22 protein-coding genes are annotated in these 23382 nt (G+C 46.3%); 1 reads left to right on the top strand and 21 read right to left on the bottom strand.

The window, feature by feature from the left end; all coding sequences use genetic code 11:
- Nucleotides 1–139 precede the first annotated feature (139 nt).
- The 15 genes from ACKI5G_RS03480 to ACKI5G_RS03410 all read right to left on the bottom strand — a co-directional run bounded on the left by ACKI5G_RS03480 (nt 140) and on the right by ACKI5G_RS03410 (nt 15622).
- Nucleotides 140–1648 (bottom strand): phosphodiester glycosidase family protein, encoded by a 1509-nt coding sequence (locus tag ACKI5G_RS03480; RefSeq protein ID WP_407397672.1) that lies wholly within the window; start codon nt 1646–1648, stop codon nt 140–142.
- A 214-nt stretch (nt 1649–1862) separates the two neighbouring features.
- A complete protein-coding gene (locus tag ACKI5G_RS03475) occupies nt 1863–2342 on the bottom strand; it encodes a rod-binding protein (protein WP_407397670.1) in 480 nt (159 codons plus the stop codon).
- A 12-nt stretch (nt 2343–2354) separates the two neighbouring features.
- The gene (locus ACKI5G_RS03470; RefSeq protein ID WP_027397668.1) at nt 2355–3470 is read right to left on the bottom strand and encodes a flagellar basal body P-ring protein FlgI; all 1116 of its coding nucleotides are present in this window, start codon (nt 3468–3470) and stop codon (nt 2355–2357) included.
- Nucleotides 3471–3496: 26 nt separating this feature from the next.
- Nucleotides 3497–4087 carry a flagellar basal body L-ring protein FlgH gene (locus tag ACKI5G_RS03465; RefSeq protein WP_407397668.1) on the bottom strand — a complete coding sequence of 197 codons (591 nt, stop codon included), beginning with the start codon at nt 4085–4087 and terminating at the stop codon, nt 3497–3499.
- A 39-nt stretch (nt 4088–4126) separates the two neighbouring features.
- Nucleotides 4127–4873: a flagellar basal body P-ring formation chaperone FlgA gene (flgA, locus tag ACKI5G_RS03460; protein WP_407397666.1), complete on the bottom strand. Its 747-nt coding sequence runs from the start codon at nt 4871–4873 to the stop codon at nt 4127–4129.
- The gene (gene flgG, locus ACKI5G_RS03455; RefSeq protein WP_407397664.1) at nt 4873–5664 is read right to left on the bottom strand and encodes a flagellar basal-body rod protein FlgG; all 792 of its coding nucleotides are present in this window, start codon (nt 5662–5664) and stop codon (nt 4873–4875) included. The genes flgA and flgG overlap by 1 nt, the downstream gene beginning before the upstream one ends.
- A 114-nt stretch (nt 5665–5778) precedes the next feature.
- On the bottom strand, nt 5779–6588 hold the full coding sequence (flgF, locus tag ACKI5G_RS03450; RefSeq protein WP_407397662.1) for a flagellar basal-body rod protein FlgF: 810 nt from the start codon (nt 6586–6588) through the stop codon (nt 5779–5781).
- Between the two features lie 25 nt (nt 6589–6613).
- Nucleotides 6614–7636: a rod shape-determining protein gene (locus ACKI5G_RS03445; protein WP_407397660.1), complete on the bottom strand. Its 1023-nt coding sequence runs from the start codon at nt 7634–7636 to the stop codon at nt 6614–6616.
- Between the two features lie 404 nt (nt 7637–8040).
- A complete protein-coding gene (gene sucD, locus ACKI5G_RS03440) occupies nt 8041–8943 on the bottom strand; it encodes a succinate--CoA ligase subunit alpha (RefSeq protein WP_407397658.1) in 903 nt (300 codons plus the stop codon).
- 14 nt (nt 8944–8957) lie between these two features.
- A complete protein-coding gene (gene sucC / locus ACKI5G_RS03435; RefSeq protein ID WP_407397656.1) occupies nt 8958–10157 on the bottom strand; it encodes an ADP-forming succinate--CoA ligase subunit beta in 1200 nt (399 codons plus the stop codon).
- Between the two features lie 169 nt (nt 10158–10326).
- Nucleotides 10327–12021: a putative bifunctional diguanylate cyclase/phosphodiesterase gene (locus ACKI5G_RS03430; RefSeq protein ID WP_407397654.1), complete on the bottom strand. Its 1695-nt coding sequence runs from the start codon at nt 12019–12021 to the stop codon at nt 10327–10329.
- A gap of 191 nt (nt 12022–12212) precedes the next feature.
- A complete protein-coding gene (locus ACKI5G_RS03425; protein ID WP_407397652.1) occupies nt 12213–13508 on the bottom strand; it encodes a putative porin in 1296 nt (431 codons plus the stop codon).
- Between the two features lie 220 nt (nt 13509–13728).
- On the bottom strand, nt 13729–14262 hold the full coding sequence (locus ACKI5G_RS03420; protein WP_407397651.1) for a hypothetical protein: 534 nt from the start codon (nt 14260–14262) through the stop codon (nt 13729–13731).
- Nucleotides 14249–15361 (bottom strand): hypothetical protein, encoded by a 1113-nt coding sequence (locus ACKI5G_RS03415; RefSeq protein ID WP_407397649.1) that lies wholly within the window; start codon nt 15359–15361, stop codon nt 14249–14251. The genes ACKI5G_RS03420 and ACKI5G_RS03415 overlap by 14 nt, the downstream gene beginning before the upstream one ends.
- Nucleotides 15362–15439: 78 nt before the next feature.
- Nucleotides 15440–15622 carry a DUF951 domain-containing protein gene (locus ACKI5G_RS03410; protein ID WP_027397681.1) on the bottom strand — a complete coding sequence of 61 codons (183 nt, stop codon included), beginning with the start codon at nt 15620–15622 and terminating at the stop codon, nt 15440–15442.
- 71 nt (nt 15623–15693) lie between these two features.
- Here ACKI5G_RS03410 and ACKI5G_RS03405 point away from each other — a divergent pair, with 71 nt between their 5' ends.
- Complete coding sequence (locus ACKI5G_RS03405) at nt 15694–16485, top strand: carbon-nitrogen family hydrolase (RefSeq protein ID WP_407397647.1); 792 nt, start codon at nt 15694–15696, stop codon at nt 16483–16485.
- A gap of 422 nt (nt 16486–16907) precedes the next feature.
- On the opposite strand, the gene rfbC is transcribed toward ACKI5G_RS03405, so the two are convergent.
- The 6 genes from rfbC to galE all read right to left on the bottom strand — a co-directional run.
- A complete protein-coding gene (gene rfbC, locus ACKI5G_RS03400) occupies nt 16908–17513 on the bottom strand; it encodes a dTDP-4-dehydrorhamnose 3,5-epimerase (protein WP_407397645.1) in 606 nt (201 codons plus the stop codon).
- A 255-nt stretch (nt 17514–17768) separates the two neighbouring features.
- The gene (gene rfbD / locus ACKI5G_RS03395) at nt 17769–18680 is read right to left on the bottom strand and encodes a dTDP-4-dehydrorhamnose reductase (RefSeq protein ID WP_407397643.1); all 912 of its coding nucleotides are present in this window, start codon (nt 18678–18680) and stop codon (nt 17769–17771) included.
- A 429-nt stretch (nt 18681–19109) separates the two neighbouring features.
- Nucleotides 19110–20090 (bottom strand): dTDP-glucose 4,6-dehydratase, encoded by a 981-nt coding sequence (rfbB, locus tag ACKI5G_RS03390; protein WP_407397641.1) that lies wholly within the window; start codon nt 20088–20090, stop codon nt 19110–19112.
- A gap of 3 nt (nt 20091–20093) precedes the next feature.
- Nucleotides 20094–20993, bottom strand: a complete 900-nt coding sequence (rfbA, locus tag ACKI5G_RS03385; protein WP_407397639.1) for a glucose-1-phosphate thymidylyltransferase RfbA — start codon at nt 20991–20993, stop codon at nt 20094–20096.
- A gap of 471 nt (nt 20994–21464) precedes the next feature.
- The gene (ychF, locus tag ACKI5G_RS03380) at nt 21465–22571 is read right to left on the bottom strand and encodes a redox-regulated ATPase YchF (protein ID WP_407397637.1); all 1107 of its coding nucleotides are present in this window, start codon (nt 22569–22571) and stop codon (nt 21465–21467) included.
- A gap of 183 nt (nt 22572–22754) precedes the next feature.
- A partial coding sequence (gene galE, locus ACKI5G_RS03375; RefSeq protein ID WP_407397635.1) for a UDP-glucose 4-epimerase GalE occupies nt 22755–23382 on the bottom strand: 628 nt, incomplete at its 5' end.

Raw genomic sequence — 23382 nt, 5'->3', positions numbered from 1 at the left:
TAGGACGAAGCGAGTTATGATTTTTTTCACTATATAAAAGCAAGAAAAAATTTTAGTAGTGGAATGTCGCTAAAGATAGCAGTCCCCATCTTTTATAACACTGCAGGAAAACTGTTCCTGCCATTATGATCTAACAATTTTAACTCTTTCTCATAACAAGCATTGCGTTACCAATACGACGTTCTACGCCTTCAGATGGGCTGTTCACAATACGGTTGTTCAGTATCATTTCTGAGGAACCACCACCATCCAGATTAAAGCCCTTCACTGCGCCGTATTTCACCAGCAGCTGTCCCATTTCCGTAAGGGAAGCACCAATACTGTGGCTCTGGCGGCCATCCACCACCATCAGCAACAGATGCCCATTATCCTTTAATCCCACGGCAGTTCTAGGGGCCCTGCCTCCTGCCACATCATTGCCGAACTGCTCCGCATTAGAAGCCACGTTTACTTTGCCGTTAGCCACCAGCTGAGGGCCTGCACCGTAAAAATCAGGGGCATCTCCCACCTCTGGTCCAAAGCCTTCCTCGATAACAGCCTTATCTCCAACCTTGATCCCAGCAAAGTTTGCCTGGGACTGGCCGTGAACGGATACCACCACACCATTGGCCGGAATCACGCTATTGCCTTTAGTAATGGATTGTACCCGTCCGTCAACAATAACGTATTCCGTGCCAAATTCATTGGTACCGGTGGAATATCCGTACAGGGAATTATACATAACAATAGAATCTGTTCCCCTTGGGCAATTTACACCCCAGAAGGAAATACTACGGCCATTCACCTTTACTGCCCCGGAATAATTGCCCCGACCAATATCATAGGAGCCATCCTTGCGCTTAATAAGGCCTGTACGATTCTGGGTTCCTATGCCGGCGGTCTTGCCGTTTATGCGTATGTCACCGATAAGAAAATCACCACTCCAGTCGAAATAACCGCCATTTACTCCCGCCACTGCTCCGTTACTGCTGGCAATGGTGGTGAGCTTTCTGAGGCCGGAGGAAACCTTTCCTGCCCCCAGGGCCAGAGTAACATCAAACTTGGTAGGATCAATATCCAGCATATAGGCAGTCAGCATACCACGGCCATCAACCCGCACATACTTGCCGTTAAGAAGGCCATCCTCCACCTGATTAAGGGTTTCCTCTTCGTATTCCTTGCTTACATCAATTACGATTCTATTTGGATTTTGGAGTGTATACACCTTGTTCGGCATAGCCGCCTTCATATCCACTATAACCTGCAAGGTATCACCATATTTTGCCAATATAAGGTCCTTCACAGCACCCCGGCCTGCCGGAGCTGCTGTCAAAGGCGAAGTGACCCCATCCATGGTAATAACCAGACGTGTATTATTATTTTCATATACCGCAAAGTATTTCTTTGCATTGCTTATATCCAGCACAACCCGGGTATATTTGGCATTATCCCCCAGGCGGATATTCCTCAACACCGTCTGACGGCTGGTCTTATCAGACTGTGCAGAAGCAGTCGGCTTATTGGTATTTACTGACTGGGTAGTCTGAACCGGCGATTTCTTATCGTTTTTCTTCGCTGCGTAGGAAATGCTGTCTCCCAGGGCTGTCACATTTATGGTAAAAACTGCGGCCAATACAGCTGCTCCAATTCTTTTCTTGTTAATAATCATATTTTAAAAAGCTCCTATGTTATATAAAATGATAACTTATTCAGATGGAGTTTTAAACTCCACCTGAATTTAGTTGAATTTTACCCAGGGCTTTATGGGTGCTTAACTCCTACCCTAAAGGAAGGAGTCTTAGCACCCGTTAGCATCGGATAAAATGATAAGAGGGCCATCGCGTCAAATGCAATAGCCCCCATTAATTCATCTCCCGTAAAAATCAGGTTCTTACAACCTTATCCTTTGGACTCATATTCTCCACCCGCTGAGTCCAATCTGCCTTGGCCTTGTCTTCAAGGGTCAGCTGCCTATACAGCACATCAGCCAAACCTACGCCACCGGCCTTGGCCATCTGATTTACCATTTCCGTATCCCGCATGTCCTGTAAAATCTTATCCGCATTGGAATCACCAAAGAGACTATTTTCAGGAACGGTATTGCGCATTTCCTTATACATAATGTTAAGGAACATGGCCTCAAAGCCTTGACAGGCTTCCCTCAGCTTCTTGTCGTAGGCCTTCTGCTCAGGAGTCATTTCCCCATCAGCAGCTGTTGCCGCCTTTGTCTTTGGCTTAGCCACATTTTCGCTGGCCCTTTTCAGCTCATCAGCGAAATTCTGGGCATCCTCCACAGCCTTGGCCCCTTTATCGGTAGCCTGCTGAGCCATTATCCAATTGCTGTTCACATTGTCAATATTCATAATATCACCTGCTTAGATAATCTCCAGCTCTGCGTGCAAGGCACCGGAAGCCTTTATAGCCTGCAAAATTGAAATAATATCCCTTGGTGTAGCCCCAACAGCGTTAAGAGCACCAACAATATCGTTAATATTGGCAGTAGCCGGAAGCACAATAGAATTGGCTGTCTGCTCCTCCACCTCAGCACTTTCATCCTGGGTCACCACAGTACGCCCCATGCTGAATGGTTCAGGCTGATCCACCTCAGTTTCCTTCTTTATTCTTACGCTGAGACCGCCCTGGGTAATGGCAATACTGTCAACGGACACGTTGCCACCCATAACGATGGTACCAGTGCGTTCATTTACAACAACCTTGGCCACATTATCAGGGGTAACGTTGATGTCCTCCAGGGAAGCCACAAAATCCACCACGGAATTGCGGAAATATGCCGGAATAGTTACATCCACGCGACCCGGATTGGTAGCTCTGGCGATACCGCCATAGTTGCTGTTAATGGCAGCTGCCACACGGCTGGCAGTGGTAAAATCTGCCTTATTAAGAGAAAGGGACAGCTTACCCCCCAGCTCTGACAAATCATCCTCCACAGTACGCTCCACAATAGCACCATTTGGGGTAGTACCTACTGTTGGGAAATTCTTCTGGGCACTGCCTCCACCACGGCCTGCCACAAATCCACCAGTGGACACAGCCCCCTGAGCCACGGCATAAACATTACCGTTGGCAGCCTTTAATGGGGTCTGTACCAAAGTTCCTCCCTGAATACTGGTGGCATCACCAATGGAAGAAACTGTAATATCAATATTATCGCCTTCCCTTACAAAAGGAGGCAGGGTAGCAGTTACAATAACCGCAGCCACATTCTTTGGCTTAAGACCATTTACATCAAAGCCTACACCAAAGGCACTCATCATATTGCCAATGGACTGGATGGTAGGTGTCATCTTGTTGGAATCACCGGTACCATTTAAACCAACCACCAGGCCGTAGCCCACCAATTGGTTGGAGCGGACCCCCTGCACCTTGGCGATATCCTTTATTCTTGTACTTGCGCTATCCGCAAACACCACACTGGTGGCCATAACACACAGGCACAGCACCAGTGATAATATTCTCACAATGGATTTCATCTTTAGTCCTCCAAAATGCCCTATACTTAGAACAGGAAGTTGAAAATCTGGGTAATAATACCCTGTCTCTGCTTGGAATTCAATGGACCCTTGCCATCAAACTTAACGGTTGCCTCAGCCACCTTGTTGGAAGGAATGGTATTGCGGTAAGTAATATCATCTGGACGAATAATACCCTGAAGGGTAATTTTATGTTCATTTTTGTTGTTCCAAATAGACTGGGTTCCCTCAACAATAAGGTTGCCGTTTGGCGCCACATCAGTTACGGTTACAGTTATGGTTCCCCTGGCTGTATTGCTGTTGGTAGCACTGCCTTGGGCACTAAAGCTGTCATTCTGGCTGGCACTGGCAGCTGCCAGGAAGTCAAAAATCCCTAAACCGGCATCAAGATTCTGTTTGCCGGACTTGGAATTACTGGAATTCTTGGAGGAAGTCATACTGGCCGTTTCGCTGATAATGACAGTGACTATATCCCCCACCTGGGATGCCTTGCGGTCAGAAAAAATATTACGGCTCTCCTCACTCCACAAGCTCACTGCTCCGGCGGTGGCAGGAACCATGATCCCCACCTGAAAAAACATCATTGCCCCCATAATAATGGACAAAACATATTTCATTAAGCTCACCTGCCTCCAATCAAACGATAAAACCAATATCTAACGGGAAATTTCCACGTTGTTCTTGTCAATAACTTTTCCCCTGACCACCTTATTGGAAGCCAGATTCTTTACGTTTATATAGTCACCCTCACGACCATTTTCCATAGCCTTGCCCTGGGTGGTCACCCGTATGCCGTTAACCACTGCTGTAAGGTCTATCAGGTCTCCGGAATGGATTATCACCGGATTCTGAATATTTCTGGAGGTAATAATCTCACCTTGGCCGATGCCGCGACGGGCCACCTTGCCAAGCACCTGCTTTACATCTGTAAAATAGGTCCAGTTTTCCCCCTTGTACTCACGCTCATCAATTCGCAAATCCTGGGCTGTGATTTCCGTGCCCTGTACCAGCTGCTTATTGGCCACCACCATCATATCGTAGGACCGCACCCGCATAAGGCACCGCATGGTAGTATACTTGCTGCCGTTTAAAAGCACATCCACACTTACCAAGGTTCCCTTGCTGAAGCGGACTCCGTTGGGAAGGACCACTCTATAGGTTATACGTCCCTCCGGTAGCCTTAGCCCAGCCGGGACATTTATTGGCTCAATGGTATGACGACGGGTCTCGCCACCTGTCTGCAGATAATCCTCAATACCAATATTTGCCTGCTGAATGAGACTTTCCCTCAGTATAACCTGAGGTAATTGAGCTGTAGGGGCCACTACCACCTTGGCTCCTTCGGAAGCCGACATAGGCAGTAGCAAAAAAACTGCCAATAATAAGCCAAGGATTTTATTCATCAGCGCTTCAACCCATTGGCAATCTCCAGCATGGAGTCGGAGGTAGTAATAGCCTTAGAGTTGGACTCATAAGCACGCTGAGCCACGATCATATTAACCATTTCATCTACAATCTGCACTGCGGACATTTCCAGCGCACTCTGAATAAGAGTACCGGTACCATCTGTACCAGGGTTGTTTTCAATAGGCCCGCCAGATGCAGCAGATTCAATAAACATATTCTTGCCAATGGCAGTCAAACCAGCCGGATTCAAAAATCTGGCCAAGGTAATCTGACCTACAACTGTAGGAACACCACCTGCCGGAGTATCGGAAACCGCACCGGTAGAAGAAATAGTGATACTGTCAGCTGGTGCATTGGCATCAAACTGAATATTATTTGTCAGCTGATAACCATCGGTAGTAACAAGATTGCGGTCTGCATCCAGCTTAAAGGAACCATCTCTTGTATAGGCAGTAGTTCCATCAGGGAGGAGAATCTGGAAGAAGCCCTCACCCTCAATGGCTATATCAGTAACATTATCTGTAACCTGAATATTACCCTGGGTAAAAACACGGGTAGTAGCGGAAAACTTGGACCCAAGACCAATCTGCACAGGAGTTGGGAACATTGTACCATCACCGCTTTCAGCACCACCAGCCCTCAAGGTCTGATAAATCAAATCCTGAAATTCAGCACGCTGTGGCTTGGCACCATAGGTATTAACATTGGCAATGTTATGGGAAAGTACATCCATCTGTTTCTGCTCGCCCTTCATTCCTGAAGCAGCGGACCATAATGATCTCATCATAAGGCAAAAACCTCCATTTAATAAACAGACAAAAACTAATTTTTCTTATCTAAATATATCGTCAAAAAATTATATATACTTAACGGTTTCATTAGGAAACCATTAAAAACTGGCTTACATATTGCGTCCCACTTCGTTGACGGACTTTTCCAGCATGGTATCCTGGGTAACCACAGCTCTGGAATTAGCCTCGTAGGAACGATAGTTGGCAATCATATTTACCATTTCGGAAACCACATTGGTATTGGAACGCTCCAGCATGCCCTGCTGAATTTCTCCAGTGGCATTCATACGACGCGGATTGCCATTGGTACGGTAGAGGTTATCCCCCTGCTTCATCATCACCTGGTTACCACCCTGGAACTGGAACAAGCCAATCTGGGCCACAGGCACATTATCATTCATGGTAATATTGCCGTTCGGTCCCACAATAATCGTGGTAGCCTCATCCGGAATATCAATTGGACGCCCTCTGTCGTCCAACACGTTGTAGCCATTTACGTTTACCAGCCGTCCCGTGGCGGAACGATAAAAATTACCGTCTCTGGTATATCTCTGCCCCTGAGGGGTATCTACCATAAAATAGCCTTCACCGGAAATAGCCAAATCGAAAGGATTTCCCGTGGTCTGGAAAGAGCCCTGGGAATGGTCAGTTACGATTTCATCTATTTCAGAACCCAGCCCCAACTCGCCGATAACAGGAGCATTGTTATTGAGAGAAAACCCCTTAAAGGTGGTAACATCCCTCTGAATCTTGGACATATCATCTATTCTATGGATGAGCATTGGCGCAAATTCCTTGCTAACAGCATCATCACGTTTAAAGCCGGTGGTATTGGCATTTGCCAAATTGTTGGCAATGGTGTCTGTACGATATGACTCTGCAATCATACCCGTAGCAGCGGTATAAAGTCCTCGCCACATAGTAAGTCCTCCTCTTTAAATAGTCTTATTTTCTCCAGAAAGACATGGACTTCTTGTCGTCCAATTTATCAATATTATCAAGGGCCTTGCCGGTACCCAATGCCACACAGGACAGGGCATCGTCAGCCAGGCCAACAGGAATTCTGGTCTCGCGGTGAATCAGGTCATCAAGGCCATACAGCATGGCACCGCCGCCGGTAAGGACAATACCTCTGTCCATAATATCCGCCGCCAGCTCCGGAGGACACTCCTCCAGCACCTTCTTCACACATTCCACAATTTTGGTAACGGTCTCTTTAAGGGCTTCTGCCACCTGATCAGTGGTAACTTCCACCAGCTTAGGCAGACCACTGAGCATATCACGGCCCTTAACCTCCATTTTGCCATTACGGGCACCCTGGAAGGCGGCACCAATTGATACCTTGATATCCTCGGCTGTACGCTCACCAATCATCAAATTGAAGTTGCGTTTTACATAGTCGATAATGGCCTCATCGAAGCTGTCACCGGCAGTTCTCAGGCTGTCACTGGCCACAATGCCACCCAGACTGATAACAGCCACATCTGTGGTACCACCACCGATATCCACCACCATACAGCCATAGGCCTCAGAAATATCAAGGCCGGCACCAAGGGCTGCTGCCAATGGCTCCTCGATAAGGAAGGTTTTTCTGGCCCCGGCCTGCTCTGCTGCCTCCTGCACGGCACGCTGCTCCACCATAGTAACCCCGGATGGAACGCAAATCATAATGCGGGGACGAAATACAAAGCTACGGCCTGTAACCTTTTCAATAAAGTAACGAAGCATTGCCTCGGTAATATCATAATCACTGATGACGCCTTCACGCAATGGGCGAATAGCCACAATATTTCCGGGAGTACGGCCAATCATGCGACGGGCATCCTCACCAACAGCCAATACGCGATTGGTGTCCCGGTCCACAGCCACCACAGATGGCTCCCTGAGCACTACACCCTTGCCTTTTATATATATCAAAACATTTGCTGTACCTAAATCAACGCCAATATCCATTGACATACCAAACATTAAAACATCTTCCTTCCATCTATATACAGGCGCACTAAATACACCTCGCCTATTTTTATCGATATATACTAAATATAATATAAAAGGCGAAATATTTCAATAAAAAAAGAAAGAGTCGAGGAACTGCTATACTCAACTCTTGTAAGTATAAAAAAATGAGGACCGATATCTTTTATATTCTGCAAATATAAAAGAGCCAGGTTACTGCTGAACGAAAGCATTAGGGCGAAGGTCGTTAAGAAACTGCTTTTTGCATTCCTGCATTAGCTGAAAAAATCATCTGTTTGAGCGACGCGAGTTATGATTTTTTTAGCTATTTAAATAAAGCAAAAACAGTTTTAGACCCGAGACCCGAGCTGAGTTCAGCAGTTTCCTGGCTCTTGTGTCTTTTTATTTACATCATATTAGCAAGTGTGGCACTGCTCATAAATGCCGGCTTCCTTCAGCTTCTTAACCACAGTCTCACCCATGGTGGCTACGGTCTCAGCTACTGGAATACCTACAGCATTCAAAGCCTTAATCTTGTCAGCTGCAGTACCCTTGCCGCCAGCGATAATTGCACCGGCATGGCCCATACGTTTTCCCGGAGGCGCCTGAACGCCGGAAATGAAGGCAATTACAGGCTTGGTCATGTTCTCCTTGATCCACTGGGCAGCCTCTTCCTCAGCAGTACCGCCGATTTCACCGATCATCATAATAGCCTTGGTCTCGTCATCCTCATTAAAGAGCTTCAGAGCATCGATGAAGTCAGTACCCTTAATAGGGTCACCACCGATACCGATGGCAGTGGTCTGACCGATACCAGCATTGGAAAGCTGGAAGGTAGCCTCATAAGTCAGGGTACCGGAGCGGGAAATAACGCCTACATGACCCTTCTTGTGGATGTAGCCAGGGATAATACCCATCTTGGCCTCATCAACAGTGAGAATACCAGGGCAGTTTGGTCCGATAAGACGGGTCTTCTTGCCCTCCATGTAACGGCGAACCTTAATCATATCCTGAACAGGAACATGCTCGGTGATACATACCACCAAATCCAGCTCAGCCTCAACGCCTTCCATAATGGAATCAGCAGCGAAGCGGGCAGGAACGAAAATTACAGAAGCAGTGGCACCAGTTGCCTTTACTGCATCCTCTACTGTATCAAATACAGGAACACCCTCTACAGTCTGACCAGCCTTGCCTGGAGTAACACCAGCCACAATGTTGGTACCATATTCCAGCATCTGCTTGGTATGGAAGGCTGCAGTTTTACCGGTTATACCCTGTACAATTACCTTTGTATCTTTATTAATCAAAACACCCATTTCAGCAGACCTCCTTAGTTCTTCTTAGCTTCTTCAACGCGTTTAACGATATCCTGAGCACCGCCCTCCATAGTAGGAGCCATAAATACGTTCTTGACAGGCTTCTCGGTGAGAATCTGACGACCGCGCTCAACATTGGTACCTTCGAGTCGAACAACTACTGGAACTGGGATGCCATCCTGACCGGTCTTCTCAGCAATAATCTGAGCAGCCTTCTGGATGCCTTCAGCAATAACATCACACTTGTTGATACCACCAAAGATATTTACGAAAATACCCTTGGCCTGACCACCATCAAGCATAATCTCAAATGCGGTGGCAATCTTCTCCGGAGTGGAGCTGCCGCCTACATCCAGGAAGTTTGCAGGCTCACCGCCATAATACTTCAAAATATCTACAGTTGCCATGGCAAGACCGGCACCGTTAACCATGCAGGCCACGTCACCGCCAAGGTTAACATAGTTCAGGCCCTCGTTGGAAGCCCACAGCTCCTTAGGATCCTCTTCGGTCTCGTCACGAAGCTCCACAATATCAGGATGACGGAAAAGTCCGCTGTCATCAAAGTTCAGCTTGGCATCAAGGCAAATAACATCGTCCTCAGCGGTAACAACCAGCGGGTTAATCTCAACCTGGCTGCAATCCTTGCCAATAAATGCATTGTACAGCTTAATCATGGTAGCAGAAGCCTTTCTGATGGCCTCTGGCTTAAAGTGCATCTTGTAAGCCATGCGGGTAGCCTGGAATGGAGCAAGACCAATAGCCGGGTCAATGTACTCCTTGATAATCTTTTCAGGTGACTCAGCAGCCACCTTCTCGATTTCCATACCGCCCTCTTCGGAGCCAATCATAACAATCTTGGCAGTGGAACGGTCGTTAACAAAGCTCAGGTAATACTCTTTTGCTATATTGGAGCCTTCCTCAATGAGAAGACGATTAACCTTCTTGCCGTCCGGGCCAGTCTGGTGAGTAACCAGAATCTTGCCTAAAAGCTCAGTGGCATAAGCCTTAACCTCGTCCAGATTCTTGGCAATCTTAACGCCGCCGGCTTTTCCACGACCACCAGCATGAATCTGCGCCTTAACAACAGTTACCTTAGAGCCCAGTTCCTTAGCTGCCTCTACTGCCTCTTCAACAGTAAAAGCTGGCTTGCCATTTGGCACATTAACACCAAATTGTCTCAGGACCTCTTTGCTCTGATACTCATGAATGTTCATCTTTTCTGTCCTCCTCTATTTTACCCCGTTTTGTAAATTGAATACCCTTGCTAACAAATACATCATATAACTTTTTGGATAAAATGTCTACTTTTATCTGTTTTTCTTCCAAAAATAGGAAAAAGTCAGGTAATTCGTTTGACAAACTCTTTACCCAACTTCTCCACTATCATTCTGCTATCAGCTTATCCATAAATTCATCAGCCGCCATAGGTCTGGCGTAATAATAGCCCTGTATCAGCCTACAGCCAATTTCCCTCAAGAAGCTCACCTGTGGCTCCGTTTCTACTCCTTCGGCTATTACCTCCATCCCCAGGTCATGGGCCATGTTCACCACGCTCTTCATAATGGTGGCTGCCCGCTGGGATGTCTCAATATCCTGCACAAACTTCATATCCAGCTTTAAAATATCCGCCGTGATATTTTTCAGCATATTAAGGGATGAATAGCCGCTGCCGAAATCATCCATTAATACTGTAAGTCCCGCATTTTTCAATCGCCGTAAGATCTTCAGCATCTGACCCGGATTATCCACATAGGCAGACTCTGTCATTTCTATCCGCAGCATCCATGGCTCCAAATCATATTTCCCCAAAAGTGAGGTCATGTAGTCCACAAAATTATGGTCGTACATATTCACTCTGGACACATTAACCGATACTGGCACTACATCCAAGCCGTTATCCCGCTGACGGCTGAGGAAGCGGCAGGCGGACTCCCAGGCAAAGCGGTCCAGGCGGGTCACAAACCCATTCTTTTCAAATACCGGAATAAATACCCCAGGGCTTATCATGCCACGTTGTGGATGATTCCAACGGATAAGGGCTTCAGCAGACTTAATTTTATTGGTATGGCAATCGTAAATAGGCTGCAAAAAAATACAGAAATTGTTGTTATCAAGGGCCCCTTCCATATCCCGCACCAGCATCTGCTCCTCCATGAGGGCCGTACTGAGCTGTTCATCATAGTAGGCAAAGCGGCGGTTGTAATTCCCCTTCACCGTATTCATAGCCATATGGGCCCGGTCAAGCATCTTGTTCACCGTCAGATACACGTTATCCACTGTAAACACCCCGGCATAGAACATAATGCTCCGATATACGGCCAAAGAGCGCATCACCGCATCCAGCCCCTGAATAATCAGCTCCATATCCAGGGCATTTTCCGGCATACAGAGGGCAAAGTGGTCAGCCGATATACGGGCCGCCAACCCCTGCTTGCCCACCACGGTCTTAAAATAGGCCGCCGCCGTCTTTAATATCATGTCACCGGTTTCCATATTAAAGAGCTCGTTAATAACCTTAAAACAGCTTATATCCAAATAGACAATACAATACTGGGTTGCCCGGTTCTCCTGAATCATCTCCGCGGTTTTTGCCAGCATGGTGTGGTGGTTATAAAGGCCGGTGAGCTGATCCGTTTCAATAAGGGTCTGCATGGCACTGATTTTTTCCGCCTGAAGACGCTGCCGCTCCTTGCGCCATTCGTTTTCCTGCCTCGCCATTACATTTCGTACACGGCACTGCACCACAATTGGATTATATGGCTTGGTAATAAAATCCGCTGCCCCGTTTTCCAGGGCCTGAATCTCACTGTTCAACAATCCCTGGGAGGTGGTTACCACCACGGGAATATCCTGAAACCGTGGATGCTTGTGAAGCACCGCCAAAAGCTCCATCCCCCCCATTACAGGCATTATTAAATCCAGGAGTATAATATCCACATTACGAGTCTCCAGAACATCCAATGCCTCTTTGCCGTTAGGGGCCTCCAATATTTCATATTCATTTTGGAAAAACTGGGAAAGTATGGCCCGGTTTATTTCCACATCGTCCACTATAAGCATTACGGATCTGTCATTCATAATATCCACCCCGTTTTTAGGTGAACCACGCCCATCAAAACATTTTTATGGTTCCTTGTAGATATTCCACATATTTGGCTATATTCCTTTTTAAAAAAGAAAAAAGATGACAAACAAAAAACCTGCTACCAGTTTTACCTAGTAGCAGGTCTGTTTGTTTAGTTAGTAACTAATCCAGCTTCTAATTCAGATTAGAAGGAGAAGGTTACCTGACCGAAGATGCGGCGAGCCTTGTCGTTCTGACCAGCCTTGATGATCTTACCATCGAAGTACTGGATGGAACCAACGATGTTCTTCATGAAGGTGTAGTCAACGCCAACCTTCCAACCCTTGGTATTGTTGTTGAAAACAGTATCATAGGTTGGGAATGGAGTTGCAGTAGGGCTCAGCTTCTGATAGCCTACATAAGCACCCCAGGACTTAGGCTGAGACTCCTTAGCACCCTTGTAGTTCAACTGAACGTTCCAGCCGTCCTTGTCGAGATCTTCGCCAGCAGCATTCTTTACAGCCTTGTTAGCGCGAACATAGTCACCGGTGAGGTAGAAATCCTTACCGAACTGATAGCCGAGGCCAATACCCCAAACGCCCCAATGAGCAAAGTCAGCATTGTAAACCTCTCTGAGGCCATCCTTGTTGCTGAAGTTGTAGTAACCAATAGCAGCATCGAAGTTGCCCTTCTTGTAGTCAACATGGGTACCAACAATCTTAGTAGCATGACCAACACCAGCAAGACCAGCATTACCATAAGCATCAGTGCTATGAGTAGTACCAGCATCAATAGTCCAGGACAGAGCATCCTTGTTGAAGGTTACCTGTGCACCAGTCATAGCACCATCAAGCATGATACCATGGCCAAGGGAAGTAACAGCATCATGTGGGTTAATCTTACCAGCATAGATGTTGGTAGTACCAACCTTGCCATGTACCCACAAACGCTCAAGACGATTGTTATCAGAAGTTGCATCATCATTTACGCTATGATCAGTCTCAAAACGAGCAAAGCCGTCAACCTTGTCGTTAATCTTTACTGCAGAGTTCAAACGGAAACGGATGATGTTGGTAGGATCCACGCCATTGAAATCACCAGTGTTTCTAGCATAACGATAACGGATGAAACCGCTGTGCTTTACGTTGTCGATGCGGGACTCGAGGTCGTCGATACGAACACCAAGGTTAGCCAGCTCATCACGGAACTCAGCAGCCAGCTTGTCAACCATAGCCTTGGTAGCAGCGTCGCCGCTCTCAACCTTAGCCATAGCCTTAGCTACGATCTGAGCCATTTCATAACGGGTCATGTTCTGGTTGCCACGGAAAGTGTTGTCAACAGCATAGCCGTTTACTACACCCTTAGCCTGCAGCTCGGAAACTGCATCATAAGCCCAGTGGTCAGCAGGAACATCAGCGAAAGGATTAGCAGCTGCAAAAGTAGTGGAAGCAGCGCCTACTACCAGAGCGGTAGTCAATGCGGATACGAGAGTCTTCTTCATTTGAGAACTCCTCCTTTAATAAAAAAAATTATTATTCGACATCAGTGTCCTCAGAAGCTCTTATCCGTGAGTATCCATGTTCCCTCAGTGATTTGAGTCTCCTTTGACCCTGATACATTCGTATAGTAACACAATCAATTTAATTATGCAACCATTTTCAATAAATTAATTTATTACTTAGGCAAATTTAATCTTGTTTTAATCAAAATCATAATGGCTTCTATTCCAGCCATTCCCCTACATCTGTGTTGTTGTGGGCATTCTTGTTTTCTGGACGATATTCCTGACAGAACCGCAGCACCTCTTCCATAATCACATTATTTCCAAAGGCAGCGTTAGTGTATCCATACACCATAGAAGGCACTTCACTGTAGGAAGTGAGCTTTCTGGTGTCGTACTGATATATCTTAGTATATGTGTACTGATATGACTGTTCTGCCAGATTATATACCACTCCATAACAATACATGGTATTGTACAGTGCTTTTACCATATATACATCTGCAGTGACGGCAGCCTCCTGAACATTAATGGTTTTAACATCCACATAGTAGCCGGTACCATCAAGGCTGTCCACAAAATGGCGGTCCACCCTGTGAGCCGCCTCTGCATTATCGGCACTGCCCCCAAGGCATACCACGAAAGTGAGAGCCATGGCCACTAAGGCCACAGCTCCTTTAAAGCAGGTAATTATGTTTTTATGTAGCATAGTTTTTACGTTATCTTTAAGTTTCATGATTTTATTTTTCTTCATTGCTTTCATTACCTTCTGTATCTGTTTTTTCTCCCACGACCGAGGATGGCAGCTCGTACTCCACCACAGAGCCTTCTCCTTGGGATTGTATGAACTGCTGATGGAAACGACGGCGCTTTAACAATGCCCTCTCCATATCGTCCAGCTCCTCCTCCGGCACCTCCTCGATAGGGATTTCCTCATCAAGAATATCACCATCAAGCTCACGATTGACATGGGCCGTCAGTGGCTGCTTTGGCTCCCGTGACTTCAAGACAAAGAAGGTAATAGCCCCTATAAGAAGCCCCATAACAATACCCACCCCCAGGCTAAGAGGACTGCCCTGCTGGGTCCAGCTGTCCTGTGGTGCCAGCTTTATCTGCCAATAGCCCCCGGGCACTCTGGCTGAAGATGATGCGAAGCTGTCACCGATTTCCCCCTCGGAGCGGCCTATAAGACCATCATGGTCCATATCCTTGTTATTGCCATAAAGGGCATAATCGTAACCGGAATTCACCAGTGCGTGATAAGAATCATCCTGAATGACATCAGGCATTTTCAATATTTCCGCCACGTTACCGATATAATCAAATTTTGCAGTTCGGTTGTTGTAGGCCAGCACCGGTGACATAGCAATAACCACCATTCCACCATCCTGCTTGGTCACAGGGCCCACTGCCAGGGATTCCCCATCCCCGGACATCACCATGTCCTGCATCTTGGCAAAGACCGCCGCCAGCTTCTGATCGCTGGCAAAGCTAAAGCCAGCAGGATATGCCATAGGAGCCCTGCCCACAGGAGTATACTGCACTCCCGCCACATGATTATCGCTCTGTATGGCTGACTGGGCTGCGGGGATAAACCATGCATCATTAGCCCGCTGCTTTTGGGCCACATCCGCCAAATAAATGGTATTGGCGGCAAAATCCCTGGTAACATACTGGAGGCTGGCCCCATACTGGTCCGCCACCTTCTGGGTATCCTCCATATTGGTCTTGTGAATATATTGGTACATTCCCATTAAGCCAACGTAAACGGCCACCGCCACAAACAGAAAAACCATGGAGGAAAGCAGCCATTTATTGAGCCATATATTTTTTATTGATTTTCCCTGTGTCATAAACCTTGGTCCCCCCTTTTATTTGGGTACCTTTGTCCTATATAATAGAATTTTACGAACAATTGTGTTATAATAATATTACAATTTTTCACGGACCATGCGGTTGAATTTCACCCTGGGCATCATTACGAAATGGCCACAGCCTTTACATATAAGGCCTATATCCATACCCACCCGGGTTATCTCCCATTCATGGCTGCCGCAGGGATGAGGTTTCTTCATACGAACCACATCGCCAATTTCAATTTGGATTTTTTCCATAGAATCACCTATTAACATTTTACAGATTTTTTTATCTGATGGCAATAACCCCAAAGGAGCAAGATTATTTTATGAAGGTATCAGCTATCCAGCTTCCTATTCTTCTAGGAAACAGACTGCATAACGTAACCGTGATGGAGCGTATGGTAAATGATGCTGTCTCCATGCGGCCTGACGTAATTGTACTGCCGGAGCTTTGGACCACAGGATTTTATCCACGGCCTATCCAGCGCTTTTCCGACTTGGACGGGGACAGTATCATAAAAAATATGTCCCGACTGGCGGAAAAATACATGGTAAATATTGTGGCAGGCTCCGTGCCGGTGAATCGAAATGGGAAAATATATAATTCCAGCTATGTATTTAACCGGTCCGGGCACCTGGTAACCACCTACGATAAGGTACACCTATTTTCTCCCTCTGGGGAAGCGGGGGACTTTACGGCAGGAAACAAAGCAGTAACCTTTATGCTGGATGGTATAAAATGCGGTTTGGCCATCTGCTACGACCTGCGTTTTCCCGAATTTATCAGAAAGCTGGCCTTGGAGGAAATCAGCGTGTTGTTTATTCCGGCTGCCTGGCCTATTGAGCGGATTCTTCATTGGGATACGCTGGTAAGAGCCCGTGCCATTGAAAATCAGATGTTTGTGGTGGCAGTAAATGGCATTTCCGACCCGGATGACAATGACTTCCACCTTGGAGGCAGCTCAGCCATAATAGACCCTTGGGGGGAAATCCTGGCCCAGGCCTCCACCAATAAACTGGAGGGCGAAGCCATACAGGCCAACCTCCGCATCGCCATGCAATATAAAATCCACGAAACTATAGATGTGTTTAAGGACCGAAGACCAGAAATATACTAGTTTATAACAAATATGGGGACTACTATCTTTAGCGCCGTTCCACTACTAAAATTTTTTATTGCTTTTATATAGTGTAAAAAATCATAACTCGCTTCGCTCAAACAAATGATTTTTTACACTATTACATAGGTATAGCGATAAAAAAATTTCTTAACGTAGTGGAACTAAATGCTAAATCTAGTAGTCCCCATTTTTATTTTTTAGTGAAAACTGAAGGGGCAGTTTACTTGAACATTATGCTGTGGTACGTTAGAAAATATTTTTTCCATACCTGCATTAGCGAGAAAAATTATTTGTTTGAGTGAGCCCAGAACAAATAAAAAGGGCGAAACGAGTTATAATTTTTCTTGCTATTCAAATAGTTGAAAAACAATATTTTTAGTACCACAGCTGAGTGAAAGAAAACTGTCACTGCCGTTATATTATCCAAACACAAAAGCGTCCTTTAACCCCAGCCACTTTTTATCCTTATCACTAAGATTAAGGAGTGTTCCATCAACAAGTTGGTAGCCAGTGCTATCAGCAGTACCGCTGTAGGTACCCACCAGCTTCGGCCATTTTATGCCAATTTCCGGATCATTCCAGGCAAGGCCGCCTTCATCCCCCGGATGATAAAAATCAGTGCATTTGTAGCAAAAACGGGCCACATCAGAAAGCACCAAAAAACCATGGGCAAAGCCAGGGGAAATGTAAAACTGCTTTTTATTTTCGTCGCTTAAAACCACCCCAAACCACTGGCCAAAGGTAGGACTATCCTTTCTCAAATCCACTGCCACATCAAAGACTTCCCCTTCAATAACCCGCACCAGCTTTCCCTGAGGGTACTGCTTCTGATAGTGAAGACCGCGAAGGACGCCTTTACGGCTCATGCTTTCGTTGTCCTGCACAAAGGTCATGGTAAGGCCTGCTTCTTCCATGTCCTGCTGATTGTAGGTTTCCATGAAGTAACCTCTGCTGTCACCATGAACAGTTGGTTCAATTATGTAGAGGCCATCAATATTGGCCTTAGTAACTTTTATCTGTCCCATTTTATCTCCTACTATATATGTACTGATACTGTTGAATTCAGCACTTCATAATCGAGTGCTAAATGCGGGCAGGGACAAGCGGCTTGAACAATAGTTCATGTTGCGTTAAGAAACCTTTTACTTGCCATATCCTTTTTATTTAGCGGAAAAATGTTGCTTGTCTGAGCGTAGCGAGTTGCAACTTTTTTCGCTATTGTTAATGGCAAGGAAAAGTTTTAGCAATATGACCGTGTGAAAGCCACTGTACCTGACCGCCTATAAAAGCTCTTTTAGGTATCTACTCAATGCATCCTGCCATGTTGGTAATGGCTTAAAACCTGCTTCGATGAGCTTGCTCTTATCAAGGCGGCTGTTAAACGGCCGCTTTGCCTTACTGACTCCATATTCCGCAGTAGTAACCGGCGTAACTTTCACATCCAGCTTGGCCTGTCTAAATATCTCACAGGCAAACTCGTACCAGCTGATATAGCCCCCTTCATTGGTGGCGTGATAGTAACCATATTTTTCAGTTTCACACATATCCACCAAAAGCCTTGCCAAGTCATAAGTATATGTTGGAGTCCCTATCTGATCGCTGACTACCCGCAGCTCCGGATGAGTCTGCCCCACCTTCAACATAGTTTTAATGAAATTATTGCCATTTTTCCCAAAAACCCAGGCAATTCGCACAATAAAATACTTATCCAATATCTGGCTTACAGCCTGCTCGCCAGCCAGCTTGGATTCACCATATACGTTAAGGGGCTTATATTCCTTGCAGTCTGGCTGCCAAGGCTCAGTGCCTTCACCGTCAAAGACGTAGTCAGTGCTAAGATACAGCATTTTGCAGTCTATAGCCTTGCAGGCTTCAGCTATATTTTCAGTGCCGATGACATTTACTGCCCAAACTTTGTCCCTGTTAGCCTCATCCTCTGCGGCATCCACAGCTGTCCAGGCAGCACAATGAACCACGGCATCAGGGTTAACATCAGTTATAGCCTTGGTCACTGCGTCCTTGTCTGTGATATCCAGTTGAATATACTCGGCAGAGCAAACAGCACTGCCATCCTGAATTCCGCTATATACAGGGGCAATATCAGAGCCCACAGCCTCGTGGCCTCGCTTATGCAGTTCATTCACCACATCATGGCCCAGCTGCCCCGCCACACCAGTAACAAAAAATTTCATACTTGAACCTCTCATGCAGTACAGGAGCAGTATCTTTCACACGGTCATATTGCTAAAACTTTTCCTTGCCATTAACAATAGCGAAAAAAGTTGCAACTCGCTACGCTCAAACAAGCAACATTTTTCCGCTAAATAAATAGGATATGGCAAGAAAAAAGTTTCTTAACGCAACATGACCTATTGTTCAAGACATCTGCTCCTGTACATCATTAGTTCTTTATACACAAAGGTCGAGGAACTGCTGGGTGAAGCATTAGGGCGATGGACGTAAATAAACTTTTTTTGCACTCCTGCATTAGCTGAAAAAATCAACTGTTTGAGCGAGTCCTATAGGGCGAAGCGAGTTTTGATTTTTTCTGCTATTTTAATAATGCAAACACAGTTTTAGTCCTGAGACCCGAGCTGAACCCAGCAGTCCTTGACCGTATTTTACTCACGTAGAAGTGGCTTCCACCATTTTTCGTTCTCCAAATACCACTTGATGGTTTTCTTGATACCATCTGCAAACTTGGTCTCTGGCAACCAGCCAAGCTCGTTGTGAATCTTGGTCGGGTCAATGGCATAGCGCATATCATGGCCCTTGCGGTCTGTTACATAAGTAATGAGGCTTTCCGGCTTGCCCAGCTCCTTGCAAATGAGCTTAACAATATCGATATTTCGCATTTCATTATGGCCACCGATATTGTAAACCTCACCCACAGTACCCTTGTGAATAATCAAATCAATAGCCTTGCAGTGGTCCTCCACATAGAGCCAGTCCCTCACATTGATACCCTCACCATAAACCGGCAATGGCTTGTCCGCCAAAGCATTGGTTATCATCAGAGGAATCAGCTTTTCAGGGAAATGATACGGGCCATAGTTATTACTGCAACGACTGATGGTTACAGGAAGCCCGTATGTGCGGTGATACGCCATTACAAGCAAATCCGCCCCAGCCTTGGAGCTGCTATATGGTGAGCTGGTATGGAGAGGAGTTTCCTCGGTAAAGAACAAATCCGGCCTATCCAAAGGCAAATCCCCGTAAACCTCATCAGTAGACACCTGGTGATAGCGCTTGATACAGTATTTGCGGCAAGCGTCCATCAACACAGCAGTGCCCTTGATATTGGTCTCCAGAAAAACGTCAGGATGCTCAATAGAGCGGTCCACATGACTTTCTGCGGCAAAGTTTACCACCATATCCGGCTTTTCCGTTGCAAATAATTTATCCACGGCCTCACGGTCGCAAATATCCCCCTTCACAAACAAGAAATTGTGGTCGGTCATCACCGGTTCCAGGGTGGACAGATTGCCGGCATAGGTCAACTTGTCCAGACAAATAATCCGATAGTTCGGATGGGCCTTTAACATATGAAAAATAAAATTACTGCCAATAAAGCCGGCACCGCCAGTAACAATAATCGTCATTTTTTAAACTCCCGTTACGTCAATATATTTTCCGTCCAATACATCCTTCAGGTACTGACCATACTGATTCTTTTTCAATACCTCATAGACCTTCATCACGTCCTCTTTGGAAATCCAGCCATTAAGGTAAGCGATTTCCTCCAGACAGGCGATTTTGCGATGCTGATGGGTCTCAATGGTCTTGACAAAGTTGGTAGCATCCACCAGAGACTCATGGGTTCCGGTGTCCAGCCAAGTAAAGCCCTGTCCCAGAAGCTCCACCCTAAGCTCGCCCCGCTCCAAATAGATGCGGTTCAGGTCGGTAATCTCCAACTCTCCGCGCCCACTTGGTTTCAAGCCCTTGGCATACTCTATTACACGATTATCGTAGAAATAAAGGCCTGTTACACAATAATTGCTCTTAGGCTTTGATGGCTTTTCCTCAATGGAAATAGCTTTGCCCTTATCATCGAATTCCACAATACCAAAGCGTTCAGGATCATCCACATAATAGCCAAAAATCGTGGCCCCGTTGCCGGTTTCCGCGTGCTTTACCGCCGCCTTCAAGCGCTTGGTCATGCCGTGGCCGGCAAAGATATTATCGCCAAGAATCATGGCAACACTGTCCTTACCGATGAATTCCTCGCCAATAATAAAGGCTTGGGCCAAACCATCGGGACTTGGCTGAACGGCGTAGGATAAATGGACGCCAAAGTGCTCACCATCCCCCAAAAGAGACTGAAAACGCGGTGTGTCCTGAGGGGTGGAGATAATCAGTATATCGCGAATCCCTGCCCGCATCAATACAGACATAGGATAGTAAATCATTGGCTTGTCATAGACTGGCAACAGCTGCTTGGAGGTTACCATAGTCAACGGGTACAGGCGCGTGCCAGACCCACCTGCAAGTATTATCCCCTTCATATTAATCTCCTTTTCTAGTAAGGATGATATGCAGGCAGTGACAGTATCTTTCACACGGTCATATTGCTAAAACTTTTCCTTTCTAGCAACAATAGCAAAAAAAGTTGAAACTCGCTTCGCCCCTACGGGACTAGCTACGCGTCGCTCAAACAATCAACTTTTTTCGCTAATATTAGAGTTATAGAAAGGAAAAGATTTCTTAACGCAACATGACCTATTGTTCAAGATATCTGCCACTGCCTGCTACATGTCATATCAAAAGTTGACAGTGAGTTACTGACTGAAGCATTAGGGCGATGGACGTAAATAAACTGGCTTTTGCACTCCTGCATTAGCTGAAAAAATCAATTGTTTGAACGAGCCATGAAAGGCGAAGTGAGTTTTGATTTTTCCTGCTATTTCAATAATGCAAAAACAGTTTTAGTCCTGAGACCTGGGCTGAAGTCAGAACCCACTGGCAACTCTTAGAGTTTACACATTAAAGCGGAAGTAGGTTACATCTCCGTCCTGCATGATGTAGTCCTTGCCCTCCAGGCGCACCTGTCCCTTTTCCCTGGCTGCTGCAGTGGAGCCGGCGGTCACAAGGTCATCAAAGTTTACGATTTCCGCACGAATAAAGCCACGCTCAATATCGGAGTGAATCTTACCCGCAGCCTTTGGCGCAGTGGTACCCTTTACAATAGTCCAGGCACGGCATTCATCAGGGCCGGCAGTAAGGAAGGTCATAAGACCAAGCAAATCAAAGGCTGCCTTTATGAGCTTCTGCAAACCGGACTCCTTTAAGCCCATTTCCGCCAAAAATTCCTTGGCTTCCTCGTCGTCAAGCTCGGCGATTTCAGACTCAACCCGGGCAGAAATGGTAACCACCTCGGCTCCTTCAGTCTTGGCGTATTCCTTTACCCGCTGTACATGGGGATTATCAGTATCGGCGGTAGCCACCTCGTCCTCGCTGACGTTGGCCACAAACAGGGTTGGCTTCAGGGTAAGGAAATTCATTTCCTTAATCATGTCCTTTTCATCATCAGAGAGCTCCACACTGCGGACAGTTCTGCCCTCATCAAGAGCAACCTTAATTTTCTCCAACACCTCGGCCTCCACCTTGGCCTCCTTGGCCCCGGACTTGGCCAGCTTGGTGAGCTTCAATAGACGACGCTCCAGCACCTCCATATCAGCCAGACACAGCTCGGTATTTATAATTTCAATATCACGGATAGGGTCAATGGAGCCCTCTACATGGGTAATATTGCCGTCATCAAAGCAGCGCACCACCTGAGCCACTGCATCCACCTGACGGATATGCTCCAAAAACTTATTGCCCAGGCCTTCCCCCTTGGAAGCACCCTTTACCAGGCCCGCAATATCCACAAAGCGGAAGGCTGCCGGCGTAGTTTTCTTGGAATCATACATTTCATGAAGCACCTGTAGACGCTCATCCGGCACATCAACGATACCCACATTAGGCTCAATGGTGCAGAATGGATAATTTGCCGCCTCTGCCCCAGCCTTGGTAATCGCGTTAAATAACGTACTCTTGCCCACATTTGGCAAACCTACAATACCTACTTCTAAGTTACTCAATTTTTCATGTCTCCCTACTAATGTTATTTAATCGTATATTATTTGATCATATATTATTGTCTGCCAGACGAAGCATTAGGCCGATGGTCGTAAAGAAACCTTTTTTGCTAGCCTGCATTAGTTTAAATCAGCAAAAAAAGTTTTAGACCTGAGTGCCGTGCTGAGACTGACAGACAATAATGTTTATCTTTTATACCCGTTAGGGTTATTTTTTTGCCAATTCCAGCTGTCACGGCACATATCTGCCAAATCACGCTTGGCCTTCCAGCCCAACATCCGCTCTGCCTTGTGGGCATCGGAATACACCGCCGGCAGATCTCCGGCCCTCCGTGGGCCGATTTCATAGGCTACCTTAACATTATTAACCTTCTGGAAGGTGTTCACAATATCCAGCACGCTATATGGCTGGCCGGTACCTAAATTAATAATCTCCGTTCCATGATGGTGGGCGCAAAATTCCACCGCTTTTACATGGCCCTCGGCCAAATCCATGACATGGATATAATCTCTCAGGCATGTACCGTCCGGGGTATCATAATCGCCACCAAAAATGGTGAGCTTTTCCCGCTTACCCACAGCCACCTGAGAAACATATGGCATTAAATTATTCGGTATACCCTGAGGGTCTTCACCAATACGGCCGGATTCATGGGCCCCGATAGGGTTAAAATACCGAAGCAAAACTACACTAAGCTCCGGATCAGCGACAGAAGCATCCTGTAATATCTGCTCCATCATGGACTTGGTCCAACCATAAGGATTGGTACAGTTCCCCTTTGGCATCCCCTCATGACACGGGGATGGATTCTCG

Source organism: Anaerovibrio sp. (assembly GCF_045637405.1).
Classification (GTDB): domain Bacteria; phylum Bacillota; class Negativicutes; order Selenomonadales; family Selenomonadaceae; genus Anaerovibrio.
This window is presented reverse-complemented; position numbering and strand designations above follow the sequence as displayed.

Excerpts from the sequence above, each read along its gene's own strand:
- ACKI5G_RS03480 (WP_407397672.1), bottom strand. The coding sequence starts at position 1,648 with ATGATTATTAACAAGAAAAGAATTGGAGCAGCTGTATTGGCCGCAGTT.
- ACKI5G_RS03475 (WP_407397670.1), bottom strand. The coding sequence starts at position 2,342 with ATGAATATTGACAATGTGAACAGCAATTGGATAATGGCTCAGCAGGCT.
- ACKI5G_RS03470 (WP_027397668.1), bottom strand. The coding sequence starts at position 3,470 with ATGAAATCCATTGTGAGAATATTATCACTGGTGCTGTGCCTGTGTGTT.
- ACKI5G_RS03465 (WP_407397668.1), bottom strand. The coding sequence starts at position 4,087 with ATGAAATATGTTTTGTCCATTATTATGGGGGCAATGATGTTTTTTCAG.
- flgA (WP_407397666.1), bottom strand. The coding sequence starts at position 4,873 with ATGAATAAAATCCTTGGCTTATTATTGGCAGTTTTTTTGCTACTGCCT.
- flgG (WP_407397664.1), bottom strand. The coding sequence starts at position 5,664 with ATGATGAGATCATTATGGTCCGCTGCTTCAGGAATGAAGGGCGAGCAG.
- flgF (WP_407397662.1), bottom strand. The coding sequence starts at position 6,588 with ATGTGGCGAGGACTTTATACCGCTGCTACGGGTATGATTGCAGAGTCA.
- ACKI5G_RS03445 (WP_407397660.1), bottom strand. The coding sequence starts at position 7,636 with ATGTTTGGTATGTCAATGGATATTGGCGTTGATTTAGGTACAGCAAAT.
- sucD (WP_407397658.1), bottom strand. The coding sequence starts at position 8,943 with ATGGGTGTTTTGATTAATAAAGATACAAAGGTAATTGTACAGGGTATA.
- sucC (WP_407397656.1), bottom strand. The coding sequence starts at position 10,157 with ATGAACATTCATGAGTATCAGAGCAAAGAGGTCCTGAGACAATTTGGT.
- ACKI5G_RS03430 (WP_407397654.1), bottom strand. The coding sequence starts at position 12,021 with ATGAATGACAGATCCGTAATGCTTATAGTGGACGATGTGGAAATAAAC.
- ACKI5G_RS03425 (WP_407397652.1), bottom strand. The coding sequence starts at position 13,508 with ATGAAGAAGACTCTCGTATCCGCATTGACTACCGCTCTGGTAGTAGGC.
- ACKI5G_RS03420 (WP_407397651.1), bottom strand. The coding sequence starts at position 14,262 with ATGAAGAAAAATAAAATCATGAAACTTAAAGATAACGTAAAAACTATG.
- ACKI5G_RS03415 (WP_407397649.1), bottom strand. The coding sequence starts at position 15,361 with ATGACACAGGGAAAATCAATAAAAAATATATGGCTCAATAAATGGCTG.
- ACKI5G_RS03410 (WP_027397681.1), bottom strand. The coding sequence starts at position 15,622 with ATGGAAAAAATCCAAATTGAAATTGGCGATGTGGTTCGTATGAAGAAA.
- ACKI5G_RS03405 (WP_407397647.1), top strand. The coding sequence starts at position 15,694 with ATGAAGGTATCAGCTATCCAGCTTCCTATTCTTCTAGGAAACAGACTG.
- rfbC (WP_407397645.1), bottom strand. The coding sequence starts at position 17,513 with ATGGGACAGATAAAAGTTACTAAGGCCAATATTGATGGCCTCTACATA.
- rfbD (WP_407397643.1), bottom strand. The coding sequence starts at position 18,680 with ATGAAATTTTTTGTTACTGGTGTGGCGGGGCAGCTGGGCCATGATGTG.
- rfbB (WP_407397641.1), bottom strand. The coding sequence starts at position 20,090 with ATGACGATTATTGTTACTGGCGGTGCCGGCTTTATTGGCAGTAATTTT.
- rfbA (WP_407397639.1), bottom strand. The coding sequence starts at position 20,993 with ATGAAGGGGATAATACTTGCAGGTGGGTCTGGCACGCGCCTGTACCCG.